Source organism: Pseudonocardia sp. CA-142604 (assembly GCF_050948475.1).
In the GTDB taxonomy this organism is placed as follows: Bacteria; Actinomycetota; Actinomycetes; order Mycobacteriales; family Pseudonocardiaceae; genus Pseudonocardia; species Pseudonocardia alaniniphila.
This window is the reverse complement of sequence record NZ_CP192045.1, coordinates 4,995,961-5,010,637: the sequence shown is the minus strand read 5'-3', so window position 1 is coordinate 5,010,637 and position 14,677 is coordinate 4,995,961. Positions and strand designations below refer to the sequence as shown.

13 protein-coding genes are annotated in these 14,677 nt (G+C 72.2%); 2 read left to right on the top strand and 11 right to left on the bottom strand.

The genetic code is table 11. The features are described 5' to 3' along the window. Positions 1-2: 2 nt before the first annotated feature. From ACQPZQ_RS22645 to ACQPZQ_RS22620, 6 genes are read right to left on the bottom strand one after another with little or no spacing between them, the layout of a single operon-like run. Positions 3-779 carry a creatininase family protein gene (locus ACQPZQ_RS22645; RefSeq protein ID WP_433283750.1) on the bottom strand — a complete coding sequence of 259 codons (777 nt, stop codon included), beginning with the start codon at positions 777-779 and terminating at the stop codon, positions 3-5. After that, a complete protein-coding gene (locus ACQPZQ_RS22640; protein ID WP_433283748.1) occupies positions 779-2,122 on the bottom strand; it encodes an FAD-binding oxidoreductase in 1,344 nt (447 codons plus the stop codon). The genes ACQPZQ_RS22645 and ACQPZQ_RS22640 overlap by 1 nt, the downstream gene beginning before the upstream one ends. A 4-nt stretch (positions 2,123-2,126) precedes the next feature. Next, positions 2,127-3,314, bottom strand: a complete 1,188-nt coding sequence (locus ACQPZQ_RS22635) for an ABC transporter substrate-binding protein (protein ID WP_433283746.1) — start codon at positions 3,312-3,314, stop codon at positions 2,127-2,129. A 33-nt stretch (positions 3,315-3,347) separates the two neighbouring features. Then, a complete protein-coding gene (locus ACQPZQ_RS22630; RefSeq protein WP_433283744.1) occupies positions 3,348-4,301 on the bottom strand; it encodes an ABC transporter permease in 954 nt (317 codons plus the stop codon). Beyond that, complete coding sequence (locus tag ACQPZQ_RS22625) at positions 4,298-5,068, bottom strand: ABC transporter ATP-binding protein (protein WP_433283742.1); 771 nt, start codon at positions 5,066-5,068, stop codon at positions 4,298-4,300. Before ACQPZQ_RS22625 ends, ACQPZQ_RS22630 begins: the two co-directional genes overlap by 4 nt. Further along, positions 5,065-6,408 carry an amidohydrolase family protein gene (locus ACQPZQ_RS22620; RefSeq protein ID WP_433283740.1) on the bottom strand — a complete coding sequence of 448 codons (1,344 nt, stop codon included), beginning with the start codon at positions 6,406-6,408 and terminating at the stop codon, positions 5,065-5,067. The genes ACQPZQ_RS22625 and ACQPZQ_RS22620 overlap by 4 nt, the downstream gene beginning before the upstream one ends. A 125-nt stretch (positions 6,409-6,533) precedes the next feature. Here ACQPZQ_RS22620 and ACQPZQ_RS22615 point away from each other — a divergent pair, with 125 nt between their 5' ends. Then, positions 6,534-7,136 (top strand): helix-turn-helix domain-containing protein, encoded by a 603-nt coding sequence (locus ACQPZQ_RS22615; protein WP_433283738.1) that lies wholly within the window; start codon positions 6,534-6,536, stop codon positions 7,134-7,136. Further along, positions 7,129-7,767, top strand: coding sequence for a pyridoxine/pyridoxamine 5'-phosphate oxidase (locus tag ACQPZQ_RS22610; RefSeq protein WP_433283736.1), 639 nt, complete (start codon positions 7,129-7,131; stop codon positions 7,765-7,767). The genes ACQPZQ_RS22615 and ACQPZQ_RS22610 overlap by 8 nt, the downstream gene beginning before the upstream one ends. A 56-nt stretch (positions 7,768-7,823) precedes the next feature. Here the strand turns inward: ACQPZQ_RS22610 and ACQPZQ_RS22605 are convergent, their stop codons facing one another. The 5 genes from ACQPZQ_RS22605 to ACQPZQ_RS22585 form a co-directional block, all read right to left on the bottom strand. Beyond that, complete coding sequence (locus ACQPZQ_RS22605; protein WP_433283735.1) at positions 7,824-8,876, bottom strand: Glu/Leu/Phe/Val dehydrogenase dimerization domain-containing protein; 1,053 nt, start codon at positions 8,874-8,876, stop codon at positions 7,824-7,826. Positions 8,877-9,056: 180 nt separating this feature from the next. Beyond that, positions 9,057-10,610: a GMC family oxidoreductase gene (locus ACQPZQ_RS22600; RefSeq protein ID WP_433283733.1), complete on the bottom strand. Its 1,554-nt coding sequence runs from the start codon at positions 10,608-10,610 to the stop codon at positions 9,057-9,059. A 130-nt stretch (positions 10,611-10,740) separates the two neighbouring features. Continuing rightward, positions 10,741-12,021 carry an amidohydrolase family protein gene (locus ACQPZQ_RS22595; RefSeq protein ID WP_433283731.1) on the bottom strand — a complete coding sequence of 427 codons (1,281 nt, stop codon included), beginning with the start codon at positions 12,019-12,021 and terminating at the stop codon, positions 10,741-10,743. 62 nt (positions 12,022-12,083) lie between these two features. Next, positions 12,084-13,427, bottom strand: a complete 1,344-nt coding sequence (locus tag ACQPZQ_RS22590; protein ID WP_433283729.1) for an MFS transporter — start codon at positions 13,425-13,427, stop codon at positions 12,084-12,086. A gap of 34 nt (positions 13,428-13,461) precedes the next feature. Continuing rightward, complete coding sequence (locus ACQPZQ_RS22585; RefSeq protein WP_433283727.1) at positions 13,462-14,625, bottom strand: LLM class flavin-dependent oxidoreductase; 1,164 nt, start codon at positions 14,623-14,625, stop codon at positions 13,462-13,464. Positions 14,626-14,677: the final 52 nt, after the last annotated feature.

Genomic DNA, 14,677 nt, shown 5'->3' with positions numbered 1-14,677 from the left:
GCTCATGTCGTGGTGAAGCGGGCGGCCTCGCCGATCACCTCGGTGAGCCGCGCGACGGCCAGCTCGAAGAGCAGCTTGCCGTGCTCCGCGGTGGCCCCCGTCGGATCGCCGATGTAGCCGTCCGGGCCGAAGTCGTCGCTGGTCCAACCGAACGACACCGGTTTGCCGAACCCGATCAGCTCGAACTCACCCAACCTCTCCGGCACCCGGCGCTCGGCCAGTTCGAGGTGTACCAGCTCGGGGCGCAGGTGCAGCATGAGCGAGGTCTCGTTGTGCCCGCCGTGCACCCCCATCCCGAGCTCGGACGTGACCGATCCGCTGCCGCCCTGGTCGACGGGCACCGACAGGTGCGCGAAGAAGGTGCGGAGCCCGAAACGCCTGCGGATCTCCCGGCACGCGACCTGGCCCAGCGCGGAGTTGCCGCCGTGGCCGTTGACGAAGAGCAGGCGGGTGATCCCCGAGGTCTGCAGGGACCGGCCGATGTCCACCAGGGTGCGCATGAGCGTGTCCCACGAGAGCCAGATCGTGCCCGGCGACCAGTGGTGCTCGTCCGACTTCGTGTAGGCGAGCCCGGGAAGGAGCACCACGGGTGCGGAGCCCTGCCGGGCGACCGCCCCGACCGCGGCCTCGGCCGCCTCGGTGGCGGTGACGTAGTCGGTGGACACCGGCAGGTGCGGGCCGTGCTGCTCCACGGCCCCCAGCGGGAGCACCGCGACCGTGTCGGCGGGCAGGGCCGCGATCTGCGGGGCGCTGAGGTCGACGAACCGGGGGACGCTCATCACCGCACTCCGATGTTCACGCGGGTGTCGACGGGCGGCGTCGCCGTGAGCTTGCCCGGGTTGAGCAGGCCCTTGGGGTCCGTGCGACGCGCGGTCTCGATCGCGATCTCGACGTGGCGGTCCACGTACCACTGGTGGGGCGAGTGCACCCCCACCCCCAGCTCCTCCAGCAGGGGGACGCCGGCCAGCACGGCGTCCTCACCGCGGTAGTCGGCAACGACCATCGCCCCTGGTCCGTGCCCGAACAGTTCGAGGTGCAGATGCACCGGCCCGGGGTAGACCGCGCGGACGGCGTCGGGGTCGTTCCAGAGCGGGGTGCCGCCGGTCTCCATGTGGAAGTAGCGTCGATCGGGACGGGACCGCTGGAAGAACCAGACCGGATGGTTGTAGGACATGCCCGAGAGCCGGTCGGTCTCGGTGTAGTCGGTGAGCACCGCCACGACCTCTCCCCCGCCGCCACGGATCCGGTCGGTGAGCTCGTCCACTGTGGATGCCTCCGCGATCACCCGCAGGCTGTGCAGGTGCGGGTCCAAGGCAACCGGGGCGGGCAGCGTCGGCACGAGGGCCGGCTCGTCGGCCGAGGCCAGGCGCGGTAGCCGTGGAAGATCGAGCAGCGAACGGTGCACGGCGACGAGCGAGGCGTAGGACGGGAAGGCCGCGTAGACGGCCGTCCAGTCGCGCGCCGGGTCGGTGCGGATCTCGACGTCGACGAGGATCCCGGTGACCCCGTAGGTGTGGATGTAGGGAGTCAGCTCCTCGCCGCGCACCGTGACCATCTCCCCGCTGCCGTCCATGGGAGCGACCGTCGCCGCGACGACGTACCCGTCGCTCGTCGTGCCCTTCTCGATCGTGCCGGTACCGGCGCTGCCACCACCGACGAATCCGCCGATCGTGGAGCTCTTCGTGGACGGGAAGATCCAGATGTCGCGGCCTGCGGCGCGGGCGATCCGGTCGATCGCCGTCATCCGGGCGCCCGCCCCGGCCGTGACCGTGCCGTTGTCGCCCACGGTGATCGCGTCCAGACCGCGCAGGTCGAGAAGGATCCCCCCGTCGAAGGGCGTGGCCTGCCCGTAGTTGCCGGTGCCGGCCCCCCGCGGCGTCACGGGGACGTCGTGCTCGAAGGCGACCTCGAGCACGGCCGGGACGTCCTCCGGCCGGTTGGGGCGCACGACGACGTCGGCGAGGTAGCGCCCCGGTGGCACCTTCTCCTGCAGGATCGGTGACATCCGCGACCAGTCCGACGAGACCTTGGTGATCAGCGCGGGGTCGGTGGAGATCGACCCCGCACCGAGCCGCTCCAACGTGGCCGCGGCGGCTGCGGTGCGTTCGGCGATGGTGGCCACCCGGTCAGCCCATCTTCATCTTGACGTTGGGGTCGATGAACTCGTTGGTGTAGAGGGTCTTCGGGTCGGGCACCGCCGTGATCGTCCCGTTGCGCTGCAGGATCGGCCCGAAGGTGCTGACGATCTGCTGCATGCGGGCCGGGTCGAACTGCCCGAACACACCGGACGCCGGGTCGTTGGTGACGAAGCCCTGCTCGACCTGCGCCTTGGCCGAGAACTCGGCGACGCCTGCGGAGTAGGTCCAGCCGGTCTGGTAGGCGTCGACCAGCTCGACGATCAGCTGGTTGGTGGGCCCGGGATCGGCCAGGTAGTCGATCTGGGCCTGCTGCATGATCGGCACGAGCTTCGTCAGGCAGGGCCGCAGCGCGTCCAGCTTGTCGGCGCGCACGGCCAGCGGCTCGGGATAGATCGAGTAGCCGACGTCCGCGAGCTTCTCGGAGCCCACGGGCTTGTGCCACTGGGCGATCTCGTTCTGGTAGATGTAGGGCTCCGCCGTGGCGAAGCCCTGCTGCAGGATCTTCGGGTCGGACACGAACCGGGCGGGTGTGCCGTCGTAGCTGGTGTCGGACTGGGCCGGGGTGATGATGCCCTGCGACTCGAGCAGCGCGGGGATCACGTCGCCGGAGGTCACGACGGGGGCGCCGGTGGCGGCGATGTCGCGGATGGTGGTCTTGCCGGGATACGTCGCGGGATCCCACATGAGGATCTGCGGACTGATCGTCATCTGCGAGGTCACCGCCACGGTCGGCTGGGAGGCAGCGGCGCTGATCGCCTCGTCGGTGTTGACCGCGCCCAGCACGATCGAGTCGTCGAGGTACATCAGGGCGGGCACCGGCTGGAAGCCGACGTTCGGGCCGCCGGGCCGGACCTCGATGTCCACCCCTGTGTCGACGCCCTGGGCCACGAGCGAGCCCGTGACCGACTTCGCGGCGGCGTCGATGGTGCGGTCCGGGCCGACGAGGCTGTACATGGCGCCGTGCTCCGACTCGGGCTGCCAGTCCTGCTGCATGACCACCGTGGAGGGGCACACTCCGGCCAGGTCGAGTGGCCCGCCCGCGGGAGCGGCCGGGGCGGCGGGTGCGGCATCGGCACCGGACGGTGCGGCGGTGCCGCCACCGCAGGCGGTGAGGGCGAGCGCGGCGGCCACGGCGGTGGTGGCGAGTGCCGTACGCCTGCCGGTTGTGGTTCTCATCGGGGCTCCAGGGGGCGGGGAGGAAATCCGGTATCAGCGGGTGGTGCGGCCGTACCAGCGGCCGACCACGGCGCGGTCGAGCGCGGCGAAGATCATGAAGACCACGACGCCGAACAGCGCGGTGAGCGTGATCGCGGTGAACAGGGCGTCCATCTGCAGGCGCTGGGTGTAGATCCGCAGCAGCCCGCCGATGCCCGGGGAGCCCTGTTGGAAGTAGAAGTCGGCCACGATCACACCGATCACCGACAAGCCGGCCGCATTGCGCAGGCCGGTGAAGATCGCCGGCACGGCGGCCGGGAACTGCAGCTTCGTCAGGCGCTGCCAGCGTCCGGACCGGTTCAGCGTGAACAGGTCATGCGCCGCTGCCGCGGCGGACTGCAGACCGAACAGCGTGTTGGAGATCATCGGGAACAGCGCGATGATCACGCACACCACCACCCGGGCCGTGAACGCATACCCCAGCCAGATCCCGATCAGCGGCACCAGCGCGAGGATCGGGATCGTCTGCAGGATCACCGCGTACGGGTAGAGGACCTTCTCCGCCCACCCCCACTGCGACATCACCACCGCGTAGCCGATCCCGAGCACCACCGCGGCGACCAGCCCGATCATGGCCACCGCCACGCTGCGCCCGAGCGCCTCCAGCATCGGCTGCATCAACTGCGGGTTCGACAACGCGCTGCCGTACGCCTCGTGCGGCGGCGGGAGCAGGAACCGCTGGCTCGCCGGCAACACCAGATACGACACCCCGTACCAGATGACCAGGATCCCGGCCAGCGCCCCGACGATCGGCGCCGCCCGGGCCAGCGCCGCCCCCGCCCACCCGACACGCCGCGCGTTCCCACGGAACGAGGCTTGTGCGGTGGCAGGGCGGTCGATGGCCGGACCGGCGGCGGCCAGGACGTCGACGGTCGGGCCATCGGTGGCGGCGCGCTCCGCGACGGCGGCCGCCGGCACGACGGACGGGGTGGCAGGACGGCCGGTCATGAGTGCTCCCCCAGCGCGGCGGAAACCCGGCCGGTGATCTCGGCGAACTCCGGCTCGTAGCGCAACTCCGGTGGCCGCGGGTACTCCCACGGCACCGCGACCTCGGCGACGATCCGCCCCGGCCGCCCGCTCATCACCAGCACCCGCGTGGACAGGTACACCGCTTCCGACACGGAGTGCGTGATGAACAACCCGGCAAACCGCTTCAGCCGGAAGATCTTCTGCAGCTCGGTCTGCATCTGGAGGCGCGTGATCTCGTCCAGCGCCCCGAACGGCTCGTCGAACAGGGCGAGCTCGGGCTCGGCGACCAGCGCCCGTGCCAGCGACACACGCATCCGCATGCCACCGGAGAGCTGACGCGGGTGCTGCTTCTCGAACCCGCGCAGTCCGACGAGGTCGAGCACCTCCTGCGCCCGGGCCCGCCGCTCCTCGCGCGGCACGCCCCGCAGCTCACCGACCAGCTCGACGTTGCGCAGGGCGGTGCGCCACTCCAGCAGCGTCGCGTCCTGGAAGACGTAGCTGGTGGAGGCGGCGGCGACCTCGACCGACCCACTGGTCTCCTGCTCGAGCCCGGACGCGAGCCGCAACAGCGTGGACTTTCCGCATCCCGACGGACCGACCACCGTGACGAGCTCACCGGGAGCGATCGTCAGGCTCACGTCGGTGAGCGCGACGGTGCCGGTGGGGAAGGTCTTGGTCACGCGATCGAGGGCCAGGGTCGTGGTGGAAGCCTCCTGAGGAGGCGCGATGGCGGCGACGGTTCTCACCTCACGAAGCTCTGCGGACCTGCGGCGAGCGGCCCGGGGATGGCTGGACGTAGAACGGGCAGGTCGAGTGACCGGCTGACCCGGGTGTCGGCCACGACGCGGCCGCCGGAGACGACGACCCGCGCGTCGTCGGCGCCGGCGAGCACGTCACCGAGGTCGGTGTCCGGCACGAGCAGCAGGTCGGCGACATCTCCGGGCGCCGTGCCGGCCTGCGGCAGGCCGAGCACGGTGCGGGCAGCGGTGGTGACCGCGGCAAGGGCTTCGGTCGGCCGCAGGTGTCCCGCCGTCATCAGCAGCGACGTCGTCTCGAACGGGTCGGCGCGGCCTGCGGGGTTGAACGGGTCGCGCAGGTTGTCGGCGCCTGCGGCGAGCGCGATCTCGGCGTCGAGGATCCGGCGCACGGCCGTCAGGCCGCGGGGCGCCAGATGGGTGGCTTCCCGGCCCTGCAGGTACAGGTTCGTGATCGGCAGCGTGACGATGCCGAGCCCGGCGCGGGCCACGAGTTCGAGCACCGGCTCGAGCCGCGCGGGCGGTAGCGAACCCAGCCGCACGCAGTGGCTCGCCGTCACCCTCTGCGTGAGGCCACGGGCGAGTACCTGCTCGGCCATGTCGACGATGTCCATGCGCGCGTCCGGCCCACTGACGCCGGTCTGCTCGTCGGCGTGCAGGTCGACGGGGAGCCCGTGCCGCTCCGCGACGTCGAGCATGCGGGTGACCTCGTGGTGTGGGTCGGGCGCGAGGTGCGGGCAGCCGCCGACGACGTCGATCCCGCGGGCGACCGCCTCGCCGATCACGACGTCCGGCACCTCGCTGCCGGCGAGCAGGCAGACCTGCAGTGTCACGCGGCCCCGGAGCTGCTCGCGCAGGCCCACCAACGCGTCCACGCCCCGGAACGGGTCGCCATGGAGCGGTACGTCGACGTGGGTGCGGATGGTGGTGATCCCGCGGGCGACGTAGCGGTGGACCGCGGCCAGCGCCCGTGCGGAGATGTCGGCGGCATCGATCCCCGGCAGGATCGCTCGCCACTGCTCGATCGCGTCCATCAGGTCGTTGCCCGCCCCGGGATCGATGCGCGAGGCGGTGAGTGACTTGTCGAGGTGGGCGTGCGGCTCGCACGCGGCAGGCAGTACCCGCCACCCCGAGGCGTCCAGGTCCCCGCCCGGGACGATGTCACCGTCCAGCGCGATGCCCGGCTCGCGGACGGCCTCGATCACCCCGCCGGCGAGCAGCAGATCGGCCACGGTGCCGTCGAGCAGGCGGATGCCGCGCAGGGCACGCACGACGATCCCGGTCAGGTGCGCGACGCCGTCAGGGGCGCCGATTGGCTGCGTACTCCTCATGGGTACGTGTTACCTCCATGGTCGTGTACGTGCCTGACCTGCGGGATATTGATGGCGCCAACATCGGGCGACGCTAGGGACAGTCCGTTTCGCCCGTGTGACCGACTATTCGCGGACGTGTGAACATGCCGACAGTGCGCAAGGCCCGACAAGATCCGGCGGACGGAGAGCGCCAAGCAGATCTGCGACTCGGACGCGTGATCCGCGGCGTGCGTCGGGATCATGGCCTGACGTTGATGCAGGTCGCGGAGGCCTCGGGGCTCTCGCAGCCGTTCCTGTCCCAGTTGGAACGCGGACGCACCCGGCCGTCGATGCGATCGCTCTTCCGGATCGCCGCCGCGCTCGGCACCACGCAGCAGGCACTGCTCGCACTGGCGGCGGACGGCCCGTCCGACGCACCGGTACGCGGGAGCACCGCCCCGCTCGTCGACGTCGAGACGGGCGGCGCACGCCTGTTGCTGCACGACCCGGCGGGCACCGATGTCACGGAGTTCGTCGGGGTCCCCACCGAGTTCGGGGAGTACTTCAGCCATGCGCGGCGCGAGATGCTCTACGTCGCGCGCGGGCGCATCGAGGTCGAGCTGCGCGAACCGGGGCACGGCCGCACGGCCACGCTGGAGGCCCGCGACACCATCGCGTACGCGGGCCTCGTCGAGCACCGGTTCCGCAGGCTCGGCCCGGAGCCGTGCGTCGTGCTCGTCATCCACAGCGAGGGTCGCGATGCGTGAGGAGCTCGCGGGCAACCCGCTCGATGTGCTGGCCCGCTGGGTCGCAGAGGCGCAGGCCGCTGGTCTCCCGCTGCCGAGCACGATGACCCTCGCCACGGCCGGCGACGACGGCGTGCCCCACGCGCGGACGGTCCTGGTGACGTCGATCGACGCCACCTCTGTGCGGTTCCACTCGTCCAGGCCCACGACCAAGACCCGGGATCTGCAGCGGAACCCCGCGGTCTCTGCCGTGTTCCACTGGCCGGCGCTCGGGCGCCAGGTGGTGCTGCAGGGCACGGCGGCCGAGCTCGACGCCGCGGCCTCACGTGCCGCCTTCCCCACCCGGCCCCGGCAGCTGCAGCTGATCGCCTGGGTCTACGAGTCCCTGGCGCCCGCCCTCACCGCCCCGGGCTACGAGGTGGAGCACGGCGCCGTCGAGCGTTCGTTCGACGACGCCGCACGCGACCCCGCAACCCGGGCGGCGCCCCCGAGCTGGACGACGATCCGGCTCGTTCCCGACCGTGCGGACTTCTGGCAGGCCGGCACGGACGTGACCCCGCCCGACCGGATTCGTTTCGTCCTCGACGGCCACCCCGTACCGCCACCCGACTCGCCCGCTGGGAACTGGCGCTGCTTCCCGGTCCTGCCGTGAGCAGGCGTGCCCACCCCTGGACGGCACGCCCACTGAGATCGAAACCGGCCGGGCGGCTACTCCGCCGCTGCGGCGCTGAGCCTGCGCTCCGCGAGTGCCATCGACTCGTGCAGCGGCGTGGTGCCTGCCGTGCGCGCGGCGTCGAGCACGCGGTCCACGGTCTCCTCGATCGCCTCGACCCGCTTCGCGGCTGCCTCGTGGTCGAGACCGCCGACCTCGCGGCTCAGCACGTAGATCACGCCGCCGGCACTCGTCACGAAATCGGGGACCCACACCGTTCCGGCGTCGGCGAGCAGCTGCGCGACCGAGTCGCTGGTCACCTGGTTGTTCGCCGGCCCGATGACGAGCGGCACGTCGAGAGCGGCCACGCTCCGCGGGTTGAGCACCCCGCCCACCGCGGCGGGCACGAGCACGTCGGCCGGGGTCAGGAGCGCCCGGTCCGGATCCACCCAGGCGTACCCCGTGTTCTTCGCCTCTTCGCGCTTCTGGTCGTCGACATCGGAGACGACGACCATGGCCCCCTGCGCGGAGAGGTCGGCGGCGAGCCGCGACCCGACAGAGCCGAACCCGGCGATCACCACCCGCCGGCCCGACAGCGACTCCGAGCCGAAGACGTGCCGGGCGCCGGCCCGCAGAGCGGCCTGGACGCCGAGCGCCGTGGGCGTGCCCGAGCTCCCGGTGCCACCGTGCTCCTGTGGCAGGCAGAACGAGTAGGGCGTGACGTCGCGGATGACCATCATGTCGGCGGGCCCGGTGCCCACGTCGGGTCCCACGCAGTAGCTCCCGTCGAAACCGGCGACGATCTCGGCCACGTCGAGGAGCACGTCGTGGCGTACCTGGGGGGTCAGTACCGTTCCCATCGGCAGCGCAACGACGGTTTTCCCGCCTCCGTACTCGAGACCGGCGGCCGCACACTTGTACGTCATCGCCTCCGAGAGGCGCATCGCATCCGCCGTTCCCTCACGCCAACTGGGATAGGTCCAGATACGGCAACCGCCCACGGCGGGTCCGAGCACCCGCGAGTGCACCGCGACCGTGATGGCGGCACCGGATCGGCGGCCACGCCGGATCACGACTTCCTCGTGCTGCAGGGCACCGTACTCAGACATCGACTACCTCAGCTCTCGGAGATGATGGGCTGGACGAGCGGGCATCGCGTTCCTGTCCTGTCCGATGACACGCTGTCCCTCCACCCTGCGTCGTTCGGCCATCGATGACCAACGCAGATCACAGCTACCCGCCATCACGATGGGCGCTGACGTGAGAGTGGGGCGCGAGAGTGGGGTCGGTCAGCCTGCTCTGACGAGATCCGCGGCCCGCTCCGCGATGCCATAGACGGTGGCGTTGGTGTTGGCCGACGCGATGGAGGGCATGACGGAGGCGTCGGCCACCCGTAGCCCGTCGATCCCGCGCACCCGCAGCTCGGTGTCGACCACCGCCATGTCGTCGGTGCCGATGCGGCACGAACCGACCTGGTGGGAGTAGGTCCGCAGGCTCTGGAACAGGTAGCGGCGCACGGCCTCCTCGTCATCCGCGTGCACCCCGGGCCCCGGGAGCACCTCCTCCGCCCGCCACGGAGCCAACGCGTCGGCGCGGCCGATGGCGCGGGCGATGCGCAGGCCGGCGGCCATGACCTCGACGTCCCGCGGGTCGCCGTAGTAGTTCGGGTCCAGCAGCGGCATCGCGTCGGGCCGGGCGCCCGACAGCCGCACCGAGCCACGACTGCTGGGAGTCATGGCGCCGAGGGCGACGCTGTAGGCCTGGCCGGGCACCGGAAGCGCGGGCGGCAGGGCAGGTGCGAAATACGGGATCTCCAGCACCTGGAACTGCAGGTCCGGCCCGTCCTGCGCCAGGGGGCTGCGGGCCAGCCCGATCATCTCCGCATGGTTGTGCGTTCCGGCCGGGATCGGCACGGGCGAGCTGTAGACCACGGTCGAGCGCGGATGGTCGTGCACGTTGGATCCGACGCCGGGCAAGTCCAGCACGACGTCGACGCCGACCTCACGAAGGTGTGCCTGCGGGCCGATCCCCGAGAGCATCAGCAGCTGCGGGGAACCCACCGTGCCCGCCGTCAGCACGACCTCTCCGCTGCACGCCGCGGTGTGCAGTGCGCTACCGACGCTGTACTCGACGCCCGTGCACCGCCCGCCGGACAGGAGCAGCCGGTGGGCGAGCGCGTCGGTCACCACGTCGAGGTTCGCCCGCTGCAGCACCGGGACGAGATAGGCGTCGGCTGCGCTCTGCCGCCTGCCGTCCACGATGGTCAGATCACACCAGCCAAAGCCCTCCTCCAGCCCGGCGTTGATGTCGTCCGACAACGGATGCCCTGCCTCGGCCGCCGCGGTCAGCCCGGCCGCCGCCACCGGGTGCGGCGACCGCGCCGGCCCGACGGTCAGCGGACCGTCGACGCCTCGCAGCGCCGGATCGCGCCCCTCGGTGCGCTCGCTGCGCCGCAGGTACGGGAGCAGGTCGTCGAACCCCCAGCCCTTCGCACCTGCCGCGGGCCAGGCGTCGTAGGACGAGCGGTGCCCACGGATGAAACACATGCCGTTGATCGCGGAGGACCCACCCAGGACCTTCCCGCGCGGCCAGGGAATGACCGTGCCGGTCGCGCCCTGCACCACGGTGGTGCCCGCCCAGTCGACCGACGTGCCCTGCAGGGCAGGCCACCCGGTCGGCACCGCCACGGCGGGCGGCGGTTGCCCGCTGCCGGCTTCGATCAGCAGCACCCGCACGTCCGGGTTCTCGGACAACCGCGCAGCGATCACGCAACCCGCGGTGCCCGCACCCACCACCACGTAGTCGTACCCCGGTCCCGCACCGCTGCTCGCATTGTCGGCCACGCCACAAGTTCACGCCCGGCGCCCCCGTCGGTGCTGCGGCCTATGGCCAACCTCACGGATTCGGGGCTCTGACCAGGGTGGATCCGACCTCGATGGTGGAATCGGGCACGTTGCCCGGACCGCACAGCCCTCAGCCGACCGCGCGTGAGGCGAGCAGCGCGCGCAGCGCGCCCGCGACCTCGGACTCGGGGCGGGAAACGAGCTGCCCGTCGCGCACCACCACCCGCCCGGCCACGACGACATGGCGCGGCCTGCGGCCGGGAACGGCCCAGAGCAGCCCGGCGAGCGGGTCGGCCACACCGGCGTCGGCGACGCCGGTGACGTCCCAGCAGACGAGGTCGGCGGCGCACCCGGGCTCGAGGCGGCCGAGCTCCGCACGACCCAGGCCCGCGGCCGACCCCGCGGTGGCCCAGCCCAGAACCTCCCGAGCGCTCACCGCGCGGCCCGCCAGCGGTGCGACCTGCAGTGCGAGCCGGGCGTCGGCCAGCAGATGGCCTGCGTCGTTGCTGCCCCCGCCGCTCGTGCCGAGACCGATGGTGACCCCGGCGTCGCTCAGCGCCGCCATCGGCGCCACCCCCCACCCCATCGGCAGGTCGCAGCCCGGTGCGTGGGTGGCGCTCACGCCGGTGGCGGCGAGCCGGGCGATCTCGTCGGGCGTCACGCCGCAGAGGTGCGCGAGTGTGACGTCGGGGGCGAGCCAACCCCACTCGTCGAGCAGTTCCAGCGGCCGCCGCCCGTAGCGCTGCGCAGCCACCTCCACGTCGACCTGCTCGTTCGCCTGGGTGCGCCGGCTCAGCCCATGGCGCTGCGCCACCTCCCCGAGCAGCGCGAACGTCTCGGGCGCGTCGCTGTGCACCCCCGCAGGGCCGACGGCGACCTGCACCATTCCGGTGGCGTCGCCACCGAGTCGCGACGCGATCGCGTCGGCCGACGCCGCCGCGGCCTGCGGGTCGTCGCGGGCGCTGCCGCGCACGAACACCAGACGCGCGCCCAGCTCCGCCGCAGCGGCAGCGACCGCGGAAGCGAGCTCGACCCCGTCACCCGCAGGCCAGGTGAGGTGGTGGTCGGCCACCGTCGTCACCCCGGACAGCAGCGACTCGGCCAGCCCGACGGATGCCGCCGCATGCGCGAGCCCGGCGTCGACGCCGACCGCCGTGTAGGCGGCCGCCATGCGCGGCAACCACTCGCGCATCGGGACGCCCCGCGTGCCCGGAAGGGTCCGAAACGCCGACTGCAGCAGGTGATGATGAGCGTTGACCAGGCCCGGCGTGATCACGCAGCCCGAGGCGTCGAGCACGTGCCCCTCGACCCGGCCGGCGGCCACCCGGCCGTCAGGCCCGCAAGCGATCTCACCGCCCGGCCGCTCGACCACGCCGGTCCACACCAGGTCGGCCCCACGCACCGTCAGCACGGATCAGTTGTAGCAACCCGCACCGCGCCGACCGGCACGGGCCGATCGATGCCGTCCGTTCACTACCAGCGTGTTCCCTTCGTCCACTGTGGACGCCAGCGGATCCACCGCGGCATGAGCACGACCGCGACGAGGCTGATCACTGCGGTGGCGGCGAGGTAGCCCGCGGCCCACCACGGCGTTCCCGCGCCGAGCACGAGCAACCCGGTGAGGATCACCGGAGTCAGCCCGGATGCCCAGATGCCCGATCCCTGGAAGACCAGCGACATCCCGGTATAGCGGACGTCGGTGTCGAAGAGCTCCGCGAACAGCGTCGACTCCGCGCCGGTCATCAGTGCGTACCAGACACCCAGCTGCAGCAGCAGGACCACCACGACCAGCCACGTGATCCCGCTGTGCACCGCGAAGAACGACGGCACGACGGTGATCCCGAAGCCGGCCACGCCGGTGCCGAACACCACCCGTCGCCCGTACCGGTCGGCGAGCAGGCCCGCCACCGGCGTCAGCGCCGCCATCAGCAGCGCGCCACCGGTGACGGCCAGCAGCACGACGATCTTGCTCATCCCGACCGTCGCCGTGGCGTAGGTGATCGCGAAGACGCCCCAGGTGTTGAACGCCGCCCCCTCCGCCCACCGGGCGAGCATCCCCGCCAGGAGGCCGCGGCGGTGGCCGGACGTGCGGAAGACCTGGACCACGGGCGCCCGCGCCGTCCCACCGCTGTCGCGCAGCCTGCGGAACTCCGGCGTCTCGAGAATCCGGAGCCGCACCAGCAACCCGACGACGACCAGCACCACGCTCAGCACGAACGCGACGCGCCACCCGACGGTCAGGAACGCCTGCTCGTCGAGCACCTCGCCGAGCAGCGCGAACACCCCGGTACCCAGCGCGAGCCCGAGGCCCAGGCCGATCTGCGGCACGCTGCCGAAGCGGGCGCGCGACCCCGGCGGCGCGTTCTCCACCGCCAGCAGCACCGCGCCGCCCCACTCACCGCCCACGGCCAGGCCCTGCAGCACGCGCAGCACCACGAGCAGCACCGGCGCGGCGACGCCGATCGATGCGTAGGAGGGCAGGAGCCCGATGAGCGCGGTGGCCGCTCCCATCAGCACCATCGTGGCGACGAGCGTGCGCTTGCGGCCGAGCCGGTCGCCGATGTGCCCGAACAGGACGCCGCCGATGGGGCGGGCGACGAACCCCACGGCGAACGTGCCGAAGGCCAGCAGGGTGCCCACGAGCTCGTTGCCGACCGGGAAGAACAGCTGCGGGAACACCAGCCCCGCGGCCGTGGCGTAGAGGAAGAAGTCGTACCACTCGACGGTGGTGCCGACCAGGCTCGCCAGGAGGATGGTGCGGGTCCTGGGCGGTGGCCCGTCCGGTGGACGTTCTGCGAGGACCGCGGCCGTACTCATCGCTCGCCCTCCCCCGTCACCGGGCCCCGGGCCCTCACTGGGCCGCGGCGAACGGGACGGTCCGCGACTCCGGGACGGACGGGACATCGGCGCCGGGGCGCTTCCAGATCCCGCGTCGCTCCAGGATGGGCAGCACGCCCTCGCCGACCCACCAGGCCTCCTCCAGGTGCGGGTGGCCGGACAGGATGAACTCCTCGATGCCCAGTGCGTGGTACTCGGCGATCCGGTCGGCGACCTCGCTGTGGCTGCCCACCAACGCGGTTCCGGCGCCACCGCGGACGAGACCGACGCCCGCCCACAGGTTCGGCGCCACCTCCAGGTTCGCCGTCGATCCGCCGTGCAGGACGCGCATCCGCCGCTGCCCCTCCGACTCGCTCTGGGCGAGGCCGGCCTGCACGCGCTCGATCGCGGCCGGGTCGATCGCCTCGAGCAGCGACTCGGCGTGGGACCAGGCCTGCTCCGAGGTGTCGCGGGTGATCACGTGCAGCCGGATGCCGAAGCGGATCGCGCGCCCGCGCTTGGCGGCGAGGCGGCGGATCCAGTCGATCTTCTCGGCGACCTGCGCAGGTGGCTCACCCCAGGTCAGGTAGACGTCGGCGTGCTCGGCCGCGACGTCACCCGCCGCGGGCGAGGAGCCCCCGAAGTAGATGGGCGGCACCGGGTCGGGCAGGCGGTCGAGGAACGCGTTCTCGACGCGGACGTGCTCGCCGTCGAGATCGACCTTCTCACCCCGCCACAACGCTCGCACCACCTCGAGGAACTCCCCGGTGCGGCGGTAGCGGGCGTCCTTGTCCAGGAAGTCGCCGTAGGCCCGCTGCTCGGCGGGCTCGCCGCCGGTGACGACGTTGAGGAGCAGCCGGCCACCCGAGTGCCGCTGGTAGGTGGCGGCCATCTGCGCGGCGAGCGTCGCCGAGACCGATCCGGGTCGGAACGCGACGAGGAACTTCAGCCGCTCGGTCTCGGCCACCAGCATCGCCGTGGTGAGCCAGGCATCCTCGCACCATGCCCCTGTCGGTGTGAGGGCACCGACGAAGCCGACCTGCTCGGCGGCGCGGGCCACCTGCGTCAGGTAACCGATCGAGGCGGGCCGGACGCCACCGGCAGAACCGACGCCGACGCCGTGGCCGCCCCCGACGAGCTGGCGGCCGTCGCCGTAGGTGGGCAGAAACCAGTGCGCGGTGAGGGGACCAGGAGACACGGCGAACCTTCTTCAACGATTGTGCGGGGAAACGCCCGGCCGACGGGCACGG